Annotated in this window: 16 protein-coding genes and 3 tRNA genes; 14 read left to right on the forward strand and 5 right to left on the reverse strand. The window is 74.1% G+C overall.

The annotated features are described in order from the left end of the window. Positions 1-34 precede the first annotated feature (34 nt). Positions 35-946, reverse strand: a complete 912-nt coding sequence (locus AB0K17_RS03615) for an SGNH/GDSL hydrolase family protein (RefSeq protein WP_365981970.1) — start codon at positions 944-946, stop codon at positions 35-37. A 303-nt stretch (positions 947-1,249) separates the two neighbouring features. On the opposite strand from AB0K17_RS03615, the gene AB0K17_RS03620 reads away from it, so the two are divergent. Further along, complete coding sequence (locus tag AB0K17_RS03620) at positions 1,250-1,663, forward strand: peptidoglycan-binding domain-containing protein (protein WP_365981971.1); 414 nt, start codon at positions 1,250-1,252, stop codon at positions 1,661-1,663. Between the two features lie 107 nt (positions 1,664-1,770). Here the strand turns inward: AB0K17_RS03620 and AB0K17_RS03625 are convergent, their stop codons facing one another. Then, on the reverse strand, positions 1,771-2,421 hold the full coding sequence (locus tag AB0K17_RS03625; protein WP_365981972.1) for a GGDEF domain-containing protein: 651 nt from the start codon (positions 2,419-2,421) through the stop codon (positions 1,771-1,773). A gap of 699 nt (positions 2,422-3,120) precedes the next feature. Here AB0K17_RS03625 and AB0K17_RS03630 point away from each other — a divergent pair. From AB0K17_RS03630 to AB0K17_RS03660, 7 genes are all read left to right on the forward strand, one after another. Further along, on the forward strand, positions 3,121-3,441 hold the full coding sequence (locus AB0K17_RS03630; RefSeq protein ID WP_365981973.1) for a hypothetical protein: 321 nt from the start codon (positions 3,121-3,123) through the stop codon (positions 3,439-3,441). A 167-nt stretch (positions 3,442-3,608) separates the two neighbouring features. Next, positions 3,609-4,601 (forward strand): OB-fold domain-containing protein, encoded by a 993-nt coding sequence (locus tag AB0K17_RS03635; protein WP_365982049.1) that lies wholly within the window; start codon positions 3,609-3,611, stop codon positions 4,599-4,601. Then, complete coding sequence (locus tag AB0K17_RS03640; protein ID WP_365981974.1) at positions 4,598-5,002, forward strand: acyl dehydratase; 405 nt, start codon at positions 4,598-4,600, stop codon at positions 5,000-5,002. The genes AB0K17_RS03635 and AB0K17_RS03640 overlap by 4 nt, the downstream gene beginning before the upstream one ends. After that, on the forward strand, positions 4,999-6,141 hold the full coding sequence (locus AB0K17_RS03645) for a lipid-transfer protein (RefSeq protein WP_365981975.1): 1,143 nt from the start codon (positions 4,999-5,001) through the stop codon (positions 6,139-6,141). The genes AB0K17_RS03640 and AB0K17_RS03645 overlap by 4 nt, the downstream gene beginning before the upstream one ends. A 54-nt stretch (positions 6,142-6,195) precedes the next feature. Continuing rightward, positions 6,196-7,020: a DUF1906 domain-containing protein gene (locus AB0K17_RS03650; protein ID WP_365965098.1), complete on the forward strand. Its 825-nt coding sequence runs from the start codon at positions 6,196-6,198 to the stop codon at positions 7,018-7,020. A gap of 202 nt (positions 7,021-7,222) precedes the next feature. Then, positions 7,223-7,765, forward strand: a complete 543-nt coding sequence (locus AB0K17_RS03655; protein WP_365965099.1) for a SigE family RNA polymerase sigma factor — start codon at positions 7,223-7,225, stop codon at positions 7,763-7,765. Positions 7,766-7,911: 146 nt separating this feature from the next. Next, a complete protein-coding gene (locus AB0K17_RS03660; protein ID WP_365981976.1) occupies positions 7,912-9,567 on the forward strand; it encodes a long-chain fatty acid--CoA ligase in 1,656 nt (551 codons plus the stop codon). A 54-nt stretch (positions 9,568-9,621) separates the two neighbouring features. Here the strand turns inward: AB0K17_RS03660 and AB0K17_RS03665 are convergent, their stop codons facing one another. Further along, positions 9,622-10,857 (reverse strand): MFS transporter, encoded by a 1,236-nt coding sequence (locus AB0K17_RS03665; RefSeq protein WP_365981977.1) that lies wholly within the window; start codon positions 10,855-10,857, stop codon positions 9,622-9,624. Between the two features lie 111 nt (positions 10,858-10,968). On the opposite strand from AB0K17_RS03665, the gene AB0K17_RS03670 reads away from it, so the two are divergent. Beyond that, a complete protein-coding gene (locus tag AB0K17_RS03670; protein WP_365981978.1) occupies positions 10,969-11,550 on the forward strand; it encodes a TetR family transcriptional regulator in 582 nt (193 codons plus the stop codon). Between the two features lie 50 nt (positions 11,551-11,600). Here AB0K17_RS03670 and AB0K17_RS03675 read toward each other — a convergent pair whose 3' ends face one another. Together AB0K17_RS03675 and AB0K17_RS03680 are read right to left on the reverse strand one after the other, a co-directional pair. Further along, positions 11,601-16,517: a PAS domain-containing protein gene (locus AB0K17_RS03675; RefSeq protein ID WP_365981979.1), complete on the reverse strand. Its 4,917-nt coding sequence runs from the start codon at positions 16,515-16,517 to the stop codon at positions 11,601-11,603. A gap of 235 nt (positions 16,518-16,752) precedes the next feature. Beyond that, positions 16,753-17,235: an SSI family serine proteinase inhibitor gene (locus tag AB0K17_RS03680; protein WP_365981980.1), complete on the reverse strand. Its 483-nt coding sequence runs from the start codon at positions 17,233-17,235 to the stop codon at positions 16,753-16,755. Positions 17,236-17,453: 218 nt separating this feature from the next. Here AB0K17_RS03680 and AB0K17_RS03685 point away from each other — a divergent pair. The 5 genes from AB0K17_RS03685 to AB0K17_RS03705 all read left to right on the forward strand — a co-directional run bounded on the left by AB0K17_RS03685 (position 17,454) and on the right by AB0K17_RS03705 (position 20,452). After that, positions 17,454-17,544 (forward strand) — tRNA-Ser (locus tag AB0K17_RS03685). Between the two features lie 172 nt (positions 17,545-17,716). Beyond that, positions 17,717-17,789, forward strand: a tRNA-Arg gene (locus AB0K17_RS03690). Positions 17,790-17,836: 47 nt separating this feature from the next. Further along, positions 17,837-17,910: transfer RNA gene (locus AB0K17_RS03695), tRNA-Met, on the forward strand. 149 nt (positions 17,911-18,059) lie between these two features. Next, entirely contained in the window at positions 18,060-18,869 is an 810-nt protein-coding gene (locus AB0K17_RS03700) for a response regulator transcription factor (RefSeq protein WP_365981981.1), read from the forward strand. Positions 18,870-18,928: 59 nt separating this feature from the next. After that, complete coding sequence (locus tag AB0K17_RS03705) at positions 18,929-20,452, forward strand: MFS transporter (RefSeq protein ID WP_365981982.1); 1,524 nt, start codon at positions 18,929-18,931, stop codon at positions 20,450-20,452. Positions 20,453-20,501 lie beyond the last annotated feature (49 nt).

Consider the following 20,501-nt stretch of genomic DNA (forward strand, 5'->3'; position numbering starts at 1 on the left):
CCCGGGCTGCCGCACCGGCCCGGGACGGGGTGGGTCAGGAGCCGACGATCAGGGTTTTGACGACCGCCAGAGCCATCGCGCGTTCGCCGTCGGCGTTGGGGTGGACGGGGATGGCGGGGCGTTCGGGGCGGACGTAGAGGCCTTCGACGTAGCGGTCCTCGAAGGGGCGGCAGGCGTCGTGGTCCGCCGTGGTGGCGTTGGTGTTGACGTAGAGGGCGTCGTGGGCGACGGCCTGGCGGCGGAGCATGGCGTTCAGGTGGCGGATGACGCCGCGCAGGTAGGGGATGTCACCGTCGGCGATGCGCAGGGAGGTGCGGCAGCCGGCGATGTCGTCGCCGATCACCGCGGGGTAGCCGACGACGGCGATCCGGGCGTGCGGGGCGCGCTGGTGGATGGCTCGGAGGATGTCGGCGACCTTGGGCGCGGTCTGTTCGATGCGCTGTTCCAGCTCGTCCGTGCCGCTGCCGGTGAAGTAGCGCTGGCAGGGGTTGTCGGTGGGGACGGGCTTCGGCCAGGCGTGGGCGCAGCGGAGGATGATCTCGCCGAAGCCGATGTCGTTGCCGCCGATGCCCAGGGTGACCAGGGCGGTGGACGAGTCGATCGCGTCGAGCTGGGGCGTCGTCCCGGGGCGTCCGGGTTGCGGTCGCCACATGTCCTGGGTGACGGCCCCGCCGCAGCTGGCGTCGGTGAAGCGGGTGACGCCCAGCCATTCCTTCAGGAGTGACGGGTAGTTGGCGTTCGAGCGGCCGCAGGTCACGTTCACCTGGGTGGGGATGGAGGGGCCCGAGGTGAAGGAGTCGCCCAGGGCGACGTAGCGGGCGCTCCGGAGGCCGGGCCCGGGGGCGGCGGTGGCGGTCGCGGGGGTGAGGAAGCCGGCGGCCAGGGCCGCGGCGGTGCCCAGGGCGGCCAGGGTTAATCGCAGCCTGCTGCGTGCGGTGCGGAGCATGGGTCCTCCTCGGTAGGGACGGGGTCGTCCGTCGCGGGCGACAGACTCGGGGCCGGTGGGGAGGGCGTCAATCATGCGTCCGGCGTGGCGGACGCTTGTGACCGGATACCGGACACAGGACGGCCGGGACGCCGGGCTTGACGAAAGGGCCCTGGAACGTCCCGGTCCGGTCACGGCTGTCACCGGACGGGCCCGGCGGCGCATCAGGGGCGTCCGGGAGGCCGCTCCGGCTTCTGGCATGGGCAGATCAGGGCCTAACGTCCTCCGCGAAGATCAATTCCATGAACGGGGGACACGAAAGTGTTGAAGAAGTACGCGGCCAAGGCCGGTCTCGTGGTCGGCACCGCCGCCCTGGTCGCGGGCGGACTGGGCGGTACCGCCAACGCCGCCGAGGGCGCCGGCTACGTCGGCTACGGCCACACCACCTCCGGTTCGGCCGTCTGGTGCGTGCAGCACCAGGTCAACAGCATTGCCGCCAAGGTGGGCCGGGCGCAGGTCGCCGAGGACGGCAAGTGGGGCCCGCGGACGGACGCCCAGGTGCGGTGGTACCAGAGCTGGGTCGGCCTCGACAGTGACGGCGTCGTCGGCCCGCGGACCGGCGACTACCTGCTTGCCTACGGTGACCAGTACTACGGCGGCCTGAACGGCTACTGCACCTCCCTCATCCCGAGCGACTCCAGCCTCGGCGGCTTCTACGTCCACACCCGCCTGGACTGAGGCAACAGCAACAGCACAGATACAGACAGCGACGACCCGGCCGGTTGGGGACGGCCGGATCGTCGGCGTATCAGAACACCGTCGTCACGACACCGTCGTCACGACCGTCACGACGCCTTCCGCCACACCGGCGTGAGCAGCGTCAGGTGCGCCGGGCCCGGGCGGCTCGGGCGCCGGGTGCGGGGGGCGGCGGGGCGGGCCGGCTGCCACGGGATGCCGCGGCGCTTGGCCGCGTACATGGCCTCGTCCGCGCCGCGCAGCAGGTCGGAGAGGCCGGCTCCGGGGTGGTCGGCCGTGCGGGACAGGCCGATGGAGGCGCGGGGCGCGAGGGTGGCGGTCCCGGCGTCGAGCGGGGCGGACAGCCGGGCCGACAGGCAGCGCATCTCGGCGTCGGGGTCGGCCTCCGGTGCCAGCCGGACCAGCGCGGTGAACTCGTCGCCGCCCAGGCGGGCGGCGAAGCCGCCGCGTTCCTTGCACCAGGCGGACAGGCGCCGGCCGACGGCCGCGATGACCCGGTCGCCGGCCTCGTGGCCGTGGGTGTCGTTGATCTGCTTGAAGCCGTTGAGGTCGAGCAGCAGTACGGCGGTGTGCGGATGCCGCAGCGCCCGCAGGGCGCGGGGCGTGAACTCCTCGCGCCGCATCAGCCCGGTGAGCCGGTCGGTGCGGGCGGCCCGCAGGCGGCGCAGGAGGACGAGCGCGTGGGCGGCCCAGCCGAGGGTGGGGAGGGCGACGGGCAGGACCTGGGTTATGAGGTTCATCGGGCACCTTCCTGTGCGGTCGACGGTCGGTCGGTACGGACCGGTGGGCACGGCCGCGCGGCGGTGCGATGGAGGGTGTTGCCAGGGATGTTGTGAGGGCGTTGCGAGGGGAGTTGCGAGAGACGGGTCGAGTAAGGCGAGGGGCTGCAGTGCCAGTTGGGGTACCTGCGGGTCCCGATGGCATCCGGGTCGCAGGTGACGGCGCGGCCGAGCGGCGGCCCGGTCGCGCCGTCGCGGGACCTGGCGGCCGCGAGCGGCCGACAGGGGCGGGCGGTGGACCGGGCCGTCATTGCTGGACGTCCCCGTTTCCGGTGGCGCGGAGCCGGTCCGTCACCTTCGAAGTGAAGCGAAAAGACGTTTTTCGGGGGCAGTTGGGCCGAAACCGATGGGCGATCCGGGGGAGTTTCCCCGGCCGCGGGCCGGCGCTGCCGAAACGGTTCGCCTCTTGGTGCGCATGGGGCGAGAGCGGGCGGAGAGGGCGTCGGTGCGCGGCGTTTCCGTGGGGTCAGTGTTTAGGTCGGGAATCTCATGCTTGCGAGGGAATGCGGAGAGTCGGTGGGTTCGGTGTGGATCCGGTGGGCAAGTCTGAAGTCGCGACGTCGACAAATCGCCGCGGCGGCCGGCCAACCGCTGGGCACGATCGAGTAGTTCGTTCGAATCGAGTCGTTCGTTCGAGCAGTTCCTTCTGGAGGAAGTGACATGGCAAGCACCCGCACTGCCGCCCGCATCTTCGCCGCCCTGACCGCCCTGCCGATGGCCGCCCTGCTCTTCGCCGGCGTCGCCACGGCCGACGACCACGGCCAGCTGGCCAACCGCGGCGCGAACGCGGCCGCCGCCGACATCGTGGGCAGCGGCGTCGGGGGGAGCAACCACGGCAACAGCACCACGGCGCAGCAGCTCGCGACAGGTGCGGGCGCCACGGCACAGGCGAACACCGCCAGCATTCTCAGTCCCGGGCAGCACGGGCACAACGTGATCCAGCAGGAGAACATCAGGATCACCTTCACCAGAATGTGGTGAGCCCTGCGGCCCCCCGCGCCCCGGGGGTGACAGCAGGGTGACGTGGTGAGAGAGGACTGGGTCTGTACGAACCGCGCGGCGGCACTCCGGTGCCGCCGCGCGGCGTTGTGCCCGCCGCCCGCCCCACCATGCCTTGACAGCCCCCGTGACCTGACGGACAGTCAGAAATCGTGAGCGACGACGACCTGTTCGCGCGCCTGCGGTCCTACGAAGGGTGCCCCGCCGCCTCCGGCACCGGCCGGTACCCGGTGAACACCGCCATGATCAGCCACTGGTGCGAGGTCATGGGCGACCCCGACCCCGACGCCACCCCCGACCCCGCCCACGAGGGGCCCACCGCCGTCGCCCCACCCGCCATGCTGCAGGCGTGGATCATGCCGGGCCCCACCACCGCCCCCGGCGCGGGCCCGCAGCGCTCCGCCGCGTACGGCGAGCTGCTCGCCCTCCTCGACGCCGCCGGCTGCACCGCCGTCGTGGCCACGGACTGCGAGCAGGAGTACCTGAGGCCCCTGCACCCCGGCGATGTGATCACCTTCGACTCCGTGATCGAACAGATCTCGCCGCGCAAGACCACAAGCCTCGGCACCGGCCACTTCGTCACCACCCGCACCGAGATCCGTGCGAACGGCGAGCCGGCCGCCACCCACCGCTTCCGCATCCTGAAGTACCGCCCGCACCATGCGGCGGACGCTTCCCGGCGCCCCCGCCCCGTCGTCGACCGCGACAACGCCGGCTTCTGGGAGGGCGTGGCCGAGAACCGGCTGCTCCTCCAGCGCTGCACGGCCTGCGACCGCCTGCGCTTCCCCTGGGGTCCCGGATGCCCGGACTGCGGCTCGGACCGGTGGGAGACAGCAGAGGCGTCCGGCGCCGGCACGGTGCATTCGTACGTCGTCGTGCACCATCCCCCGCACCCGGCCTTCGCACCGCCGTACGCCGTCGGCCTGGTCGAACTCGCCGAAGGGGTACGGATGATCAGCACCGTCACCGGCGCCGGGCCCGCGGAGCTGCGCATCGGCATGCCGGTCGAGCTGGAGTTCGCGCGGGCGTACGGGCCGGGGGACGCCCAGCAGCTGCCCTTCTTCCGTGCCCGCCACCAGCGCGACAGCCGCCAGGACGCCCCGTGCCGGGAGGACGCCCCGTGCCGCCAGGACGCCCCGTGAAGCCCGGCGACGAGCTGCCGCCGCTCGTCGTCCCCGTCACGCGCACCCTGATCGTCGCGGGTGCGCTCGCCGGCCGGGACTTCAAGGACGTGCACCACGACGTCGAGGCCGCCCGCGCCGCGGGGGCGCCGGACATCTTCATGAACATCCTCACCACCCAGGGCCTGGTGGGCCGCTACCTCGCCGAGCGCCTCGGCCCCGGCGCCGTCCTGCGCCGCCTCGCCGTGCGCCTGGGGGTGCCCAACTACCCCGGTGACACCCTCACCCTGACCGGAATAATTACCTCCACATGTGATGACGAACGGACCGCCGACGTCACCTTCACGGGCACCAACAGCCTCGGCCGTCACGTCACCGGTACCGCCACCCTCGTCCTGCCCGCCTCCGGGGGTGCCCCATGAGCCGTCGCGTCGCCATCGCCGGTATCGGCGCCACCGCCTTCACCAAGGACTCCGGCCGCAGCGAACTGGCCCTGGCCGCCGAGGCCGTGCGCGCCGCCCTCGCCGATGCCGGCCTCGCGCCCGCCGACGTCGACGGCCTGGTGACGTTCACCATGGACACCAGCCCCGAGATCGCCGTGGCCCGGGCCACCGGCATGGGGGAGCTGTCCTTCTTCTCCCGCGTCCACTACGGCGGCGGCGCCGCCTGCGCGACCGTGCTGCAGGCGGCCCTGGCCGTCGCCTCGGGCGCGGCGGAAGTGGTCGTCTGCTACCGGGCGTTCAACGAGCGATCCGGCCGCCGCTTCGGCGCCGGTCTCTCGCAGCGTGCGCCCTCCACCGAGGGCGTGGCGCTGGGCTGGGGGATGCCGTACGGGCTGCTCACGCCGGCGTCCTGGGCGGCCGTGCAGGCGCGCCGCTACCTGCACGTCCACGGGCTGGAGCCGGAGGTGTTCGGGCACGCCGCCGTCACCGCCCGCCGGCACGCGGCCCGCAATCCGGCGGCGTACTTCCACGGCCGGCCCCTGACCCTCGCCGAGCACGCCGCGTCCCGCTGGATCGTGGAGCCGCTGCGGCTGCTGGACTGCTGCCAGGAGACCGACGGCGGGCAGGCGCTCGTCGTCACCGGCCTCGAACGGGCCCGTGCGCTGCGGCATCCGCCCGCCGTCGTGCTCGCCGCCGCGCAGGGCGCGGCCCGCGGGCAGGAGCAGATGACGAACTTCTACCGCGAGGACATCACGGGTCTGCCCGAGTCGCGTGGAGTGGCCGAGCGGTTGTGGCGCACGAGCGGATTGCGGCCGGCGGATGTCGACGCCGCCGTTCTGTACGACCACTTCACGCCCCATGTCCTCATGCAGCTGGAGGAGTTCGGCTTCTGCGGCCCGGGCGAGGGCGGTGCGTTCCTCGCGGCGGACGCGTTGCCGGTCAACACGCACGGCGGCCAGCTCGGCGAGGCGTACCTGCACGGGATGAACGGCATCGCCGAGGGCGTACGGCTGTTGCGCGGCACGTCGGCGAACCAGGTGCCGGGTGCCGGACGCGTGCTCGTCACCGCCGGAAGCGGTGTTCCCACGTCGGGGCTCATTCTCGGCGCAGACGGATGAACGGCTGGGCGTGTCAGCGCGGGGCCGCCCCGCACGGCGCCCAGGCTCGCCGTTATGTACCGACGGAGAAAGATCATCGGATATCTCGTCGCCCTGTTGGCGGCAGTCGCCCAGGTGCCGGCCGCGGCCGCGCCGGGCGACGCCGTTCCGGACACCCGGCCCGTCGTCTACCGGGGCAAGGGCTTCGACACCTGCCAGGCGCCGCCGCTGACCACGCTCAGCGCCTGGGGGGAGGAGTCCCCGTACGGAGCCGTCGGCGTCTACTACGCCGGGCGGGCCCGCGCCTGCCCGAACCAGCACTACCTCAGCCACCGCTGGCTCACCGGCGCCCGCGACCTGGGCTGGCGGGTGCTGCCGGTGTACGTCGGCTCGCAGTCGCCGTGCGCGCGGGCGAACAGCAAGCGGTACTACCCCATCGGCGACTACCCCGAGGAGCAGGGCGTCGACGAGGGCCGCGATGCCGTGGACACCGCGGCCGACCTGGGTATCGCCCCCGGCAGCGCGCTCTATCTGGACATGGAGGCGTACGACTACAAGGACGAGGACTGCGGCGGCGCCACCTTGGACTTCATCCGCGCCTGGAGCGCCACGGTCGACCGTCAGGGCTACCTCCCCGGCCTCTACAGCAGCGCCGAGTCGGGCGTACGGCACATGGTGCTGGCCCGCCGGGACGGGCTGGACGACCTGCCGGAGGTGCTGTGGTTCGCGCGCTGGAAGGTTCCGGCGTCCACCGATCACGAGCGTGTCCTGCCCTCGGGGGCCTGGCAGCCGCACCGCCGCATCCACCAGTACGCGGGGAACGTGAGCGAGACGTACGGTGGCCGGAAGCTGACCATCGACCGCAACGCGATCGACGCCCCCGTGGCGATCATCCGCTGAATCGATTCCTCATATCCTCGTACGGTCTCCGTCCGATGTCCGTCCGATCTCCGTCCGGCCGCGCCCCGCGGAGCGCCTTACGTCGCTGTCTCCTCCCCCTCCAGGAGGTGGGGACACCCCCACCGCTACGACCTGAGGGTGACCGAGCTTCGGCACCTGCGGCCGATACGCCGGAGGCGCCCGCGCTCCTAGCGTTGAGGGCATGACAGTGACCTCGACGTCCGTGTGCACCAGCGCCTCCACCGCCGCCGTGTACCCGTCGTTCTCCTCCTACGTCCGGGCCCGCGGCCCGGTGCTGCAGCGCACCGCCCGTTCGCTGACCTCGAACCCGTGCGACGCCGAGGACCTGCTGCAGACGGCGCTCACCAAGACCTACCTGGCCTGGGACCGCATAGCCGACCACCGCGCCCTCGACGGCTACGTCCGCCGGGCGCTGGTGAACACCCGCACCTCGCAGTGGCGCAAGCGGCGCATCGACGAGTACCCCTGCGAGGAGCTCCCCGAGCGCGAGGCGACCGCGGCCGCGGACCCCGCCGAGCAGCAGGCGCTGCGGGATGCGATGTGGCGCGCGGTGCACCGGCTGCCCGCCCGCCAGCGGGCCATGGTCGTCCTCAGGTATTACGAGGACATGACCGAGGTGCAGACCGCCGAGCTGCTCGGCGTCTCGGTGGGCACGGTCAAGAGCGCGGTCTCGCGGGCCCTGGGCAAGCTCCGCGAGGACCCGGAGCTGGCGCACGCCGCATAGCGTCGCAGGGCCCCCTGATACCGGCCCTGTCAACGGAATGTGTCGGAGTCGTTGCTTCCGGCTAGTGACTTACCGCCGGACACCCCAGCAGAATCACCGGGAACTGCCCCTCGCGCGACGACGCGCGCACCAGTCGGGAGGCCCCGGTGCAGAGCACGATGCAGGACGTACCGCTCACGGTCACGCGGATCCTGGCCCACGGGTCGACGGTCCACGCCGGCGCGAAGGTCACGACCTGGACGGGTGACGGCGCACCGGAGCGGCGCACGTTCGCCGAGGTCGGACGCCGCGCCACGCGCCTGGCCCATGCCCTGCACGGGCTCGGCGTGCGCGAGGGCGAACCGGTGGGCACCCTCATGTGGAACAACGGGGACCACCTGGAGGCGTACCTCGCCATCCCCTCCATGGGCGCGGTCCTGCACACCCTCAACCTGCGGCTGCCCGCCGAGCAGCTCGCCTGGATCGTCCGGCACGCCGCCGACCGCGTGGTCGTCGTCAGCGGCTCGCTGCTGCCGCTGCTCGCCCCCCTGCTGCCGCACCTGGAGTGCATCGAGCATGTCGTCGTCTCCGGCGCGGGCGACCCCTCCGTCCTGGCCGGCTGCCGGCCGCAGGTGCACGCGTACGAGGAGCTGATCGCCGGGCACCCGGACGACGCGTACCCGTGGCCCGAGCTGGACGAACGGCAGGCCGCGGCGCTGTGCTACACCTCCGGCACCACCGGCGAGCCGAAGGGCGTGGTCTACAGCCACCGCTCGGTCTACCTGCACGCGATGGAGGTCAACGCGGCGGCGTCCTTCGGCCTGACGCCCGCCGAGATCTGTCTTCCCGTGGTCCCGATGTTCCACGTCAACGCCTGGGGGCTGCCGCACGCGGCCTTCATGGCCGGGTCGTCGCTGCTGATGCCCGACCGCTTCCTGCAGCCGGCCCCGCTCGCGGAGATGATCGAGGCCGAGCGGCCGACCGTGACGGCGGGCGTGCCCACCATCTGGCAGGGGCTGCTGGCCGAGCTCGTGGCCAAGCCGCGGGACGTGTCCTCGCTGCGCACCGTGATCAGCGGCGGTTCGGCGTGCCCGCCCTCGCTGATGAAGGACTTCGAGGACAAGCTCGGCCTCACGCTCGTGCAGGCCTGGGGCATGACCGAGACCTCCCCGCTCGGCACCGTCGCCTACCCGCCCGCCGGGCTGGACGCCGAGGCGGCCTGGCCCTACCGGATCACCCAGGGCCGGGTGCCGGCCTCCGTCGAGGCACGGCTGGTGGGCCCGAGCGGCGAGGTGCTGCCCTGGGACGGCCGGTCGGCCGGCGAACTGGAGGTCCGCGGCCCCTGGATCGCGGGCGCGTACCACGGGGGAGCGGACGGCGAACCGCAGCGCCCCGAGGACAAGTTCAGTCCGGACGGCTGGCTGCGCACCGGCGACGTCGGCACGATCACCCCCGACGGCTTCCTGACGCTCACCGACCGCGCCAAGGACGTGATCAAGTCCGGCGGCGAGTGGATCTCCTCCGTCGAGCTGGAGAACCACCTGATGGCCCACCCCGGGATCGCGGAGGCCGCCGTGATCGGCGTGCCGGACGAGAAGTGGGGCGAGCGCCCCCTGGCCGCCGTCGTCCTGCGCGACGGAGTCCCCGCCGACTTCGAGGGCCTGCGCGCCTTCCTCGGCGACCGCGTCGCCCGCTGGCAGCTGCCGGAGAGGTGGACGACGGTGGCGGCGGTGCCGAAGACGTCGGTGGGCAAGTTCGACAAGAAGGTGCTGCGCAAGCAGTACGCGGACGGGGACCTGGTGGTGACGGTCCTGGGCGGGTAGCCCCGCCGGCGGCCGCAGTCGCCCCCTGAGGGCCCGGGGCGAAGTCCCGGGCCCTCAGGCGCGCACGCGCCGTTCCGCCAGCGCGCCGCCGACCCAGCCGACGGTCACCCACACCGCCGAGATCGCGCACACGCCCGCCCAGCCCCACCGGCCGAACGCCGGCCCGGCCAGCGCCGACGCCGCCGCGCCACCGATGAACGCGGCGACGACGTAAGCCGTGTTGGCCACCGCCGGCCGCTCCGTGGCGCCGAGCGCCCGCGTCTGGTTGGCGACCTGACCGGCCATCAGTCCGGCGTGGATGAGCACCGCACCCGCGCACAGCGCGGCCATCATGTGCTCGCCGAGCAGGAACAGCGGTACGGCCAGCGCGCTCGCCCCGTACGCGACCGCGACGACCCGGCGCGGCCCGAAGCGGTCGACGAGAGTGCCGGAGACGGGCGCGACCGCGGTGGAGACGAGACCGAAGAGGCCGAAGAGGCCGGCCGTGCCGAGCGAGACGCGGTACGGGCCGGAGGCGTCGGTCAGCAGCAGCGTCAGCGAGGTCCACAGGGCGCTCCAGGACCCGAACAGCCCGGCCTGACGCAGGCATGCGGCGCGCAGCTGCGGCGAGGAGAGGAAGAGACCGGGCAGCGCGGCGATGCCCCGGAACGGGTTGCCGGAGCGGCGCGGCCGGGTCTCCGCCGGCAGCATGAGGGCGGTGAGCAGGCCGACCGCCACGGTCAGCGCCGCGGCCCCCCAGAACACCGCCCGCCAGCCGAACGCCTGGCCCGCCAGGCCGCCGACCACCCGGGCCGCGACGATGCCGGTGAACAGGCCGGCCACCACGGCGGCCACGTGCCGCGCGCGCCGCTCGGCGGGGGCGCGCTCGGCGACGAGCGGGACGAGCAGCTGCGGGACGACCGTCGCGGCGCAGGAGACGAGGATCGCGGCGGCGAGCGCCGGCAGCCCGGGCGCGAGGGCGGCGGCGACCAGGGCCGCGCCGGCCACGGCGGACAGCCCGCCGACGAGCCGCCGCCGGTCGGCCGTGTCGCCGAGCGGGGCGAAGAGCAGCAGGCCGACGGCGTAGCCGAGCTGGGCGACGGAGGCGATCCAGCCGGCCGCTTCCGGGGTGGTGCCGAAGTCGGTGGCTATGAGGCGCAGCAGCGGTGCGGCGAGGTAGATGTTCGCCGCGGTGACCGCCGTGCACAGCGCGATGACGGCGAGCAGGGTGCCGGAGCTGCGGTCCGGGCGGACGGGCGCGGACGGCGTCGTCCCCCTGGGTGCGGCGGTGGCCGGGGTGGTGGTCGGCATTGGGTGGGCGCTCCCCCTGAGGCGTAACCAACTGGTTGGTTGTGACGGTCGACATGAATGTGGCAGGCACGTACAAGCGCTGTCAACCAAATGGTTGGTTACTCTGTTCCCATGGCAGGAGTCAGGGATCCCGAGGCCACCAAGGCCCGCATCTTCGAAGCGGCCACCGCCGAGTTCGCCGCTTTCGGCATCGCCGGCGCCCGCATCGACCGCATCGCCCGCGAGGCGCGGGCGAACAAGCAGCTGATCTACGCCTACTTCGGCAACAAGGCCGAGCTCTTCTCCCAGGTCCTCGAAAAGCGCCTGATCGAACTCGCCGCCGCCAACCCCGTCGACGCCGAGGACCTCGAGGGCTGGATCGACCGGCTCATGGAGTACCACGCGGCCCACCCCGAGCTCATCAGGCTCGTCTTCTGGGAAGGCCTGGAGTACGGCACCGGCGGCATCCCGCACGAGGCCGAGCGCCGCCGCCACTACGAGGGCAAGGTCGCCGCCTTCGCCGAGGCCCAGGCCAAGGGCGTCATCGACGACCGGATCCCACCCGCCGACCTGCTGTTCATGATGATCGCCCTCGCCTCCTGGCCGACCGTGCAGCCGCAGATGCGCCGCATCATCGTCGGCGAACGCGACGAGGACGTCGAGCGCCTGCGCGCCTCCGTACGGACGGCGGCCCACCGCATCACCAGCGGCTAGGCCACGGCGGTGCCGCGCCCCTCACGGGGCGCTGCACGGTCCGCCGGCGGTCAGTTGGTGCCGATCTTCGCCAACAGGTCGACGATCCGCCCCTGCACGTCCGCACTCGTCGAGCGCTCGGCCAGGAACAGCACCGTCTCGCCCGACGCCAGCCGCGGCAACTGCGAGGGGTCGATGTCGGCCGAGGTGTACACCACCAGCGGCGTACGGCCCAGCACGCCGTTGCCGCGCAGCCAGTCCACGATGCCGGCGCGCCGGCGGCGCACCTGCATCAGGTCCATCACCACCAGGTTCGGCCGGGTCTGCCCCGCGAGCTGTACGGCCTCCGAATCCGTCGCCCCGCACACCACGTGCATGCCGCGCCGCTCCAGCGTCGCCGTCAGCGCATTCGCGATCGGCTCGTGCTCCTCGATCAGCAGCACCCGCGGCGGATGCATCTCGCTGTCCCGCGGCGCCAGCGCCTTCAACAGGACGGCCGGGTCGGCACCGTAGGCGGCCTCCCGCGTCGCATGCCCCAGACCCGCCGTCACCAGCACCGGCACCTCCGCCGCCGTCGCCGCCTCCCGCAGCGACTGCAGCGCCGTCCGGGTGATCGGACCGGTCAGCGGATCGACGAACAGCGCAGCCGGATACGCGGCCTTCTGCTCGTCCACCTCCTCGCGCGAATGCACGATCACCGGACGGTAGCCGCGCTCCGTCAGCGCCTTCTCCGTCGCCTCGTCCGGCGCCGGCCACACCAGCAGGCGGCGCGGATTGTCCAGCGGCTCCGGCGGCAGCTCGTCGTCCATCGGCGGCCGCACCGCCTCCACGACCTCGACCGCACCGTCCGGACCGTCCAACGGCTCCGGGCCCTCGGCACCCTCGTCCGGCGCCCCGACCGCGAACGCCTTGCCCTCCGGCGAACCCAGCGGCTGCGGCCGCACCGGCGCCGCCGCGGCCGCCGCCTGGGCCTGCGCCTCACGATCGCCCTCGGCCGGATTCGCCAGCCTGCGACGCCGGCCCGAACCGGCCGTGGGCGTACCCGCCGCCGGCGTGTCACCCGCACCCGGGCCCTGACCCAGCGTCCGCACACTGATCGGCCGCGCCGCGGGCGCCGCCGGCGCGGGTGCCGCCGCACCCGGCTCCTCCGCGAGCGCCCGCCGCGCCCGGCGCCGCCCCGTGGGCTGCGCCGGCGGCACGGACGCCCCCGCCAGGTCGTACAACTCCGCCGGATCCGCGCCGCCCTGCGCCGGGCCCTCGGCCGGCGGCATGGCGAACGCGGTGCGCTCCACCGCCGGTTCGGCCGTCGCCTGCCCCGGAATCTGCGCCTCGGGCACGGCCTCGGCCAGCGCCCGCCGTGCCCGCCGCCCCGTCGGCGCCTCCGCCGCGTCCACGGCCTCCGGCGCCGCATCCCGCCGCGCCCGGCGCCCGGTGGGCGCGGACTGAGCCGGCACGAGACCGCTGCCGCCCTGCTCGTCCTCCACCTCGGCCCGCGCCGGCCCGCGCCGCCGCCCGGTGGGCCGTGCACCGCCGGCGCCGGGGGCGCCGAATGCCTCGTGGTCCGCAGGACCGCTCTCCGGGCCGGGCGCGCCGTCGACCTCGGACCCGCCGTGGCCCGCAGGGCCGTTGCTCCGGCCGGCGCCGGGTACGCCGTTGACGTCCGCAGCCCCGGGGCCGGGGGTGGCACCCGGTACGGCGTGGGCGCCGCCCGGTGCGCCCGTGTCGTCGCCGGCCATCTCGAACGGAGCTGCCGCGTTGTCGAGCCCGCCGTGCGGGCCCTGGGCGGCGGCCGGGTCGCCCGCCGCGGCACCGGGCAGCGCAATGGGGCCCTCGAAGCCGCCACGCCGACCGTCACCGCTCGGGGCGTCGCCCCCGTTGCGCCGCCGGCCGCGCCCGGGCGCGGGAGCCTCACCGGCGCCCTCCGGCGTACCCACGCCGTCGCCCGTGGGAACCCCCGGAGCGAAAAGGCGGTTCGGGGCGCCCGCAGCGCCGGCGTCGCCACCGGCGGAATCCGCGGGAAGGGGGAAGCCGTTGGGGCCACCGGCCGCACCGGGTGCGCCACCCGCGGGGCCCGCGGGACCGGGGAAGCCGCTCGGGCCGCCCGCCGGGCCGTTGCCGTGCCGGCTGGCGTGTGGGGCCGGGCCGCCGTCCGGCGTGGCCGTGCCCTCGCCGGGGGTGGGCCCGGGCATGGGGAAGCCGTTAGGACCGCCGGCCGCAGGGCCCGCCGGCATGGGGAAGCTGTTCGGTCCGCCCGCCGCCCGGGGTGCCGGATCTGTGCCGTCACCCGCCGGGACCGGGAAGCCGTTGGCGTGCCCGCCGGGACCGCGCTCCGTCACGCCTGCGTCGTCAGCCGCGGGCCCCGCCGGCATGGGGAAGCCGTTGGAGTTGCCGGCCGGGCCGTTGCCGTGCCGGCCGGCGTGTGGGGCCGGGCCGCCGTCCGGCGTGCCTGTGCCCTTGCCGGGGGTGGGCCCGGGCATGGGGAAGCCGTTGGGACCGCCGGCCGCGCGGGGTGCCGGACCTGCGCCGTCACCCGCCGGGACCGGGAAGCCGTTTCCGCCGCCGGCAGCACCGAGACCGTGGCCTGCGCCGTCGCCCACCGGAATCGGGGAGCCGTTGGAGCCACCGGCCGCACCGGGTGCGCCACCCGCGGAGCCCGCCGGGACCGGGAAGCCGTTCGGGCCACCGGCCACGCCGGGGCCCTGGCCTGCGCCGTCGCCCGCCGTACCGCGACCGTGGCCCGCGCCGCTACCCGCGGGCACCGCGAAGCCGTTCCCGCCGCCCGCGGCACCGCGGCCCTGGCCCGTGCCGTCGCCCGCAGGCCCCGCGGGAACCGGGAAGCCGTTGGGGCCGCCGGCCGCGCCGGCGCCTGGCCCTGCGCCGTCACCCGTCGGAACGGGGAAGCTGTTGGGGCCGCCGGCCGCGCCGGGGCCCTGGCCTGCGCCGTCGCCCGCCGTACCGCGACCGCGGCCCGCGTCGCTACCCGCGGGCCCCGCGGGCACAGGGAAACCGTTCCCGCCGCCGCGGCCCTGGCCCGCGCCATCGCCCGCAGGCCCCGCCGGTACCGGGAAGCCGTTCGGCCCGCCGGCCGCGCCGGCGCCCGGCCCCGCGCCGTCACCCGCCGGAACGGGGAAGCCGTTCGGGCCACCCGCCGCACCGCGGCCCTGCCCCGCGCCGTCGCCCGCCGGTACTGGGAAGCCGTTCGGCCCACCGGCCGCGCCGGCACCCGCCCCCGTGCCGTCGCCCGCCGGTACTGGGAAGCCGTTCGGCCCACCGGCCGCACCGCGACCCTGCCCCGCGCCGTCGCCCGCAGGCCCCGCCGGTACCGGGAAGCCGTTCCCGCCGTCCGTCGTGCGGGGTGCCGTGCCGTCGCCGCCCGCAGGGGCCCCCGCAACCGGGGAGCGCCCCGTGCCGACGGCCCCCGGCGCCTCCGGCGCCGTGCCGCGTCCCCGCTGGGTCGGCAGCGGCATGACCGTCGTCAGATTCTCCGTGTCGGGGCCGCGCCGGTCCGCCGGGGGCGGGACCGGGCCGGCCTCGGCCGAGAGCGGTACTTCGAGGACGTAGGCGCGGCCGCCCGCCGCGCCCGGTACGTCGTGGGTCTGCAGGACGCCGCCGTGCCGGCGCACGATGCCGCGGACGAGCGGGCCGTGGACGGGGTCGCCGCCGGGGTGCGGGCCGCGGACCTCGATGCGGACGACGTCGCCGCGTTGGGCGGCGGCGACGACGATCGTGGAGTCGCCGGTGCGGACGGCGCCGGGCGCAGCCGCGCCGGTGGCGTCGACGCCGGCGACGTCGGCGATGAGGTGGGCGAGCGCCTGGGCGAACCGCGTGGAGTCGATCTCGGCCTCGATGGCGGGCGCGTGCACCGCGAACTGTGCGCGGCCGGGGCCGATGAGGTCGACGGCGCCCTCGACGCCGGCGGAGACGACGTCGTCGAGGGAGACCTTCTCGCGGTCGAGGTCGTCCTGGCCGGCGTCGAGTCGCTGGTAGGCGAGGACGTTGTCGACGAGGGTGGCCATGCGGCCGTAGCCGGCGGCGAGGTGGTGGAGGATCTGGTTGGCCTCGGGCCACAGCTGGCCGGCGGGGTCGTCGGCGAGGGTGCCGAGTTCGGCGCGGAGTTGGTCGAGGGGGCCACGCAGGGAGGATTCGACGAGGCCGAGCAGCTGCTGGTGGCGGGCGGCGAGGGCGTCGTAGGGGCGCCGGTCGGTGAAGGTCATGACGGCGCCGACGAGCTGTTCGCCGTCGCGTACGGGCGCGGTGGTGAGGTCGACGGGGACGGCCCGGCCGTCCTTGGCCCACAGGACCTGGCCGCGCACCCGGTGCTTGCGCCCGGAGCGCAGGGTGTCGGCGATGGGCGATTCCTCGTAGGGGAAGGGCGTGCCGTCGGGGCGGGAGTGGTGGATGAGGGGGTGCAGTTCGCGGCCGCCGAGGTCGCTGGCGCGGTAGCCGAGGATCTGTGCGGCGGAGGGGTTGACGAGGACGACCTTGCCGGCGGTGTCGACGCCGACGACGCCTTCGGCGGCGGCGCGCAGGATCATCTCGGTCTGGCGCTGCTGGCGGGCGAGTTCGGCCTCGGTGTCGAGGGTGCCGGTGAGGTCGCGGACGACGAGCATGAGGAGTTCGTCGTCGTAGGAGCCGTTGGGTTCGGCGTAGGGGGTGCGCCCGTCCTCGAGGTTGGCGCTGGTGACCTCGACGGGGAACTGTGTGCCGTCGGTGCGCCGGGCGATCATGCGGGTGGGCTTGGTGCGTCCGCCGTCGGCCTCGGCGCGCGGGGGGCGCAGGCCGCCGGGGATGCGCCGGGAGTCGAACTCGGGGAGGAGGTCGAGCAGGCCGCGTCCGACGAGTCCCGTGCCGGGCACCTCGAAGGTCTCGAGCGCGATGTGGTTGGCGTTGACGACCGTGCCGTTGCAGTTGACGAGCAGCAGGGCGTCCGGCAGCGCGTCGAGTATGGCTGCGAGGCGAGCAGCGCCTCGGGATGGCCTGCTGCTCACGACGACGCTTCCTCCCTGGTTACCGCTGCTTGCCGACCGCTCGGGGCGGGTTCGTACCGCTTCGTACCGCGCCCGGGCATGTCATCGAGGGGAAGTCTACGGGCTGCCGTGGCGGGCGCTACTGCGGATGACGGGTGTGATGACGGGTGTGCCGAGGGGGTCCGGGGGACCCCTCAGGAGCGTTGCGGGCAGGCCGGACATGCCCCTCGTGTCCGCCTTCGTGGGGACGTCGGGGTCACTTCCGGAATGTTTGCGCGGAGGTTTTCTTCGGCAAGCCCTTCGAGTCCCCGAACAGAAGGGAGAACCGGTTCCAGCGGGCGATCTCGCAGCCGTTGGTCCGGTTGAACTCGGCGTCGACGGGCCGCCCGGCCCAGGTGCCGGTGACGTGGGCGCGCTGCGTGCCGCCGTACATCATCGTGCACATCTCGCCGGCCGGTACGGGGGCGAAGGGGTCCTTGGCCCAGGTCGTCTGGCCGTCGACCTGGTCGCAGGCCTCGCGGGCGCGGGGGTGGGTGCCGCCGGCGGGGTGGCAGTACAGCTCGTAGTGCGTGCCGTGCCGGACGCCGTCGGCGATGGCGATCGTCAGGTGGTCCTCGTGGTCGAGTCCGGCCGGCGGGAGCGGGGCGGCGGTGGCGCCGGGGGCGGCGAGGAGGGCGGGGGCCAGGGCCGGGAGGATCGCGGCGGTGCGAGCCAGGCGGCGAAGGGGGCGGAGCGACATGCGCGTACTCCTGGGGTGCGGGCGACGGCGGGGCCGGGCGGCCGGAACCCCGGTCGGACCCCTCACCCGCACTAACGCCCCGGAGCGCCCCGCGTTGCGCGCCGCGAACGCCTTTGCCCAGGACACCCGTCGCCCGGTACCGTAGGGGTGCGATTGGTGGCGGGCCGCAAGGCTGTGTCATCATCTGCACGCGACATCCGTGTACGCGCGGGTGAGCTGGAGGCGTCGCCTAGTCCGGTCTATGGCGCCGCACTGCTAATGCGGTTTGGGCCTTAAAGCCCATCGAGGGTTCAAATCCCTCCGCCTCCGCAGCACACGGGAAAGCCCCGGTCGTCGATTCGACGGCCGGGGCTTTTTCGATCACTGGATGACGTTTGTGCAGGTCAGGCGGGGTGTGGGGAATGGATTTCGTCTGGCGGCGAGGTTCATGTAATGTTGTTCCCGCAACGCCGACCGGCCAGGAAAACGGCCGGGAAGCCAAGCGCTCGTAGCTTAACGGATAGAGCACTTGACTACGGATCAAGAGGTTGCAGGTTCGAATCCTGCCGAGCGCACAGCCGAGTCGTCGGTCCCCGGTTTCCGGGTCCGTCTTCTCGACCGTCGCGGGGTGGAGCAGCTCGGTAGCTCGCTGGGCTCATAACCCAGAGGTCGCAGGTTCAAATCCTGTCCCCGCTACTGTGACCACAGGGCCGGTACGTTCTCGTACCGGCCCTGTGGCGTTTTTGCGCGGCCCGGTCGTCCCGCCACGCCGCGCCGGCCGATTCTCAGAAGATTCACAGAGTGCCGCAAGGCCTCTCTCACCCGGCGCTCCCACCATCGGCGCTATGACCACCGCCTCGCCCACCGGGCGCCCCCAGTTGCTGCACGACGACGGATCCCCCGTGCGCGTCCTGGTCGTCGTCGACGAGCCGGCGCTCACCGAACTGCTCTGCCTCGCCCTGCGCTACGAGGGCTGGCACGTGCGGTCGGCCGCTGCCGGCGCGGCGGCCGGTGCGGCCGCGGAGTTCCGGCCGGACGCCGTCGTCCTGGACGTGGCCCTCGCCGGCGCGGACGCGCAGGAGCTGCCGGTCCGGCTGCGCCGTGAACGGCCGGGTCTGCCGGTGCTGTTCCTGACCCCGAAGGACCCGGGCGGCGAGCGCTTCGCCGGGCTGACGGCGGGCGGGGACGACCGGGTGGCCAAGCCGTTCGGCATGGAGGAGGTCGTGGCCCGGCTGCGCGGGCTGCTGCGCCGTTCGCCCTCGCCGGCCCCCCGCGGCCGGGCGGTGCTGGTGGTGGGGGATCTGGTGCTGGACGAGGACAGCCGCGAGGTCTTCCGCGGCGGCCGGGAGATCCGCCTGACCGCGACCGAGTTCGAGCTGCTGCGCTTCTTGATGCGCAATCCGCGGCGGGTGCTGAGCAAGCCGCAGATCCTCGACCGCGTGTGGTCGTACGAGTTCGGCGGCCGGGCCAACGTCGTCGAGCTCTACATCTCCTACCTGCGCCGCAAGATCGAGGCCGATGCCCCGCCGATGATCCACACCCGTCGCGGCGCGGGCTACCTCATCAAGCCCGCCGAGCCCGCCGAGCCCGTCGTCACGACGCCCGCGGTGAGGCCCGCGGCAGGGCCCGTCAAAAAAGCGATGTACAGCGTATAGCTGCGTCTTGTACGGTGTATGAGCAATCGCGCTCGTACACCGTACAAGGGGGACCCCGCATGCCGGCGCACACTGCCAGCCAGACCGAACGGACACCACAACCCACCGCTGCGCCGCACCGGAACCCCACGCGCTGGGCCGTGCTCGCCGTCATCTGTCTCGCGCAGCTCACCGTGCTGCTGGACAACACCGTGCTCACCGTCGCGATCCCCTCCCTCACCGGCGAGATGGGGGCTTCGACGGCCGACGTCCAGTGGATGATCAACGCCTACTCGCTGGTCCAGGCCGGCCTGCTGCTCACCGCGGGCAATGCCGCCGACCGCTATGGGCGCAAGAAGATGCTGGTCACGGGCCTGGCCCTGTTCGGCCTCGGGTCACTGGCCGCCGGCCTCGCGCAGAGCACCGGCCAGCTGATCGCCGCCCGCGCCGGCATGGGCGTCGGCGGGGCGCTGCTGATGACCACCACCCTGGCCGTCATCGTGCAGGTCTTCGACGACGAGGAGCGGCCCAAGGCCATCGGCCTGTGGGGTGCCGTCAGCTCGCTCGGCTTCGCCGCCGGCCCGCTGATCGGCGGCGCGCTGCTCAATCACTTCTGGTGGGGCTCGATCTTCCTGATCAACCTGCCGGTGGCCGTCGTCGGCCTGCTGGCCGTGCTCAAGTGGGTGCCCGAGTCCAAGAACCCCTCCGGCGACCGGCCGGACGTGCCCGGCGCGATCCTGTCCACCATCGGCATGACGGGCCTCGTCTTCGCGATCATCTCCGGGCCCGGTCACGGCTGGACCTCCGGCCGAGTGCTGCTCTCCGGCGCGATCGGCCTCGTCACGCTCGCCGCGTTCGCCCTGTGGGAGCGCCGCTGCCCGTACCCGATGCTGGACATGCACTTCTTCCGCAACAGCCGCTTCGTCGGCGCGGTCTCCGGCGGCATCCTGGTCGCCTTCGGCATGGGCGGCTCGTTCTTCCTGCTCACCCAGCACCTGCAGCTCGTCCTGGGCTACGACCCGCTGCAGACGGGTCTGCGCATGACGCCGCTCGCGCTGGTCATCGTCGTCCTCAACCTCACCGGCGTGGGTGCCCGGCTGCTGCCCAAGGTGGGCACCCCGCTCGCCATCGCCGGCGGCATGGGCCTGCTGGCCGGCGGGCTCGCGGCCATAGCGATCCTCGGGGCGCACGGTTACGGCGGCATGCTGCTGGGCCTGATCCTGATGGGCTGCGGTATCGCGCTGTCCATGCCGGCCATGGCCAACGCCATCATGTCGGCGATCCCGCCGGAGAAGGCCGGCGTCGGCGCCGGCGTCAACGGCACGCTGCAGGAGTGCGGCAACGGCCTGGGCGTCGCGGTGCTGGGCGCCGTGCTGAACTCCCGTTTCGCGGCCCTCGTCCCGGCCGTCGCCGCCGGCGCGGGCTCGCTGCAGGCCGCCCTCTCCCACGCCCGTACGCCCGCCGATCGCGCCGCGATCGCCGACGCCTTCGCCACGGGTGTGCAGACCAGCCAGCTGGTGGGGGCCGCCGCCGTCCTCGCGGGCGGTGCCCTCGCGGCCGTCCTGCTGTACCGGGCCGAGCGGCGGCAGCAGGCCGGAGCGTGACAGCGGTGAGCGGAGCATGACGACGCCCGCTCCGGGCGGGCCCTTCGGC

This window comes from Streptomyces sp. NPDC049585, assembly GCF_040675615.1.
Classification (GTDB): domain Bacteria; phylum Actinomycetota; class Actinomycetes; order Streptomycetales; family Streptomycetaceae; genus Streptomyces; species Streptomyces luteosporeus.

What these genes read in the sequence shown, in the direction of transcription:
- AB0K17_RS03615 (WP_365981970.1), bottom strand. Translation starts at nt 946, where the DNA reads ATGCTCCGCACCGCACGCAGCAGGCTGCGATTAACCCTGGCCGCCCTG.
- AB0K17_RS03625 (WP_365981972.1), bottom strand. Translation starts at nt 2,421, where the DNA reads ATGAACCTCATAACCCAGGTCCTGCCCGTCGCCCTCCCCACCCTCGGC.
- AB0K17_RS03630 (WP_365981973.1), top strand. Translation starts at nt 3,121, where the DNA reads ATGGCAAGCACCCGCACTGCCGCCCGCATCTTCGCCGCCCTGACCGCC.
- AB0K17_RS03645 (WP_365981975.1), top strand. Translation starts at nt 4,999, where the DNA reads ATGAGCCGTCGCGTCGCCATCGCCGGTATCGGCGCCACCGCCTTCACC.
- AB0K17_RS03650 (WP_365965098.1), top strand. Translation starts at nt 6,196, where the DNA reads ATGTACCGACGGAGAAAGATCATCGGATATCTCGTCGCCCTGTTGGCG.
- AB0K17_RS03655 (WP_365965099.1), top strand. Translation starts at nt 7,223, where the DNA reads ATGACAGTGACCTCGACGTCCGTGTGCACCAGCGCCTCCACCGCCGCC.
- AB0K17_RS03665 (WP_365981977.1), bottom strand. Translation starts at nt 10,857, where the DNA reads ATGCCGACCACCACCCCGGCCACCGCCGCACCCAGGGGGACGACGCCG.
- AB0K17_RS03670 (WP_365981978.1), top strand. Translation starts at nt 10,969, where the DNA reads ATGGCAGGAGTCAGGGATCCCGAGGCCACCAAGGCCCGCATCTTCGAA.
- AB0K17_RS03680 (WP_365981980.1), bottom strand. Translation starts at nt 17,235, where the DNA reads ATGTCGCTCCGCCCCCTTCGCCGCCTGGCTCGCACCGCCGCGATCCTC.
- AB0K17_RS03700 (WP_365981981.1), top strand. Translation starts at nt 18,060, where the DNA reads ATGACCACCGCCTCGCCCACCGGGCGCCCCCAGTTGCTGCACGACGAC.
- AB0K17_RS03705 (WP_365981982.1), top strand. Translation starts at nt 18,929, where the DNA reads ATGCCGGCGCACACTGCCAGCCAGACCGAACGGACACCACAACCCACC.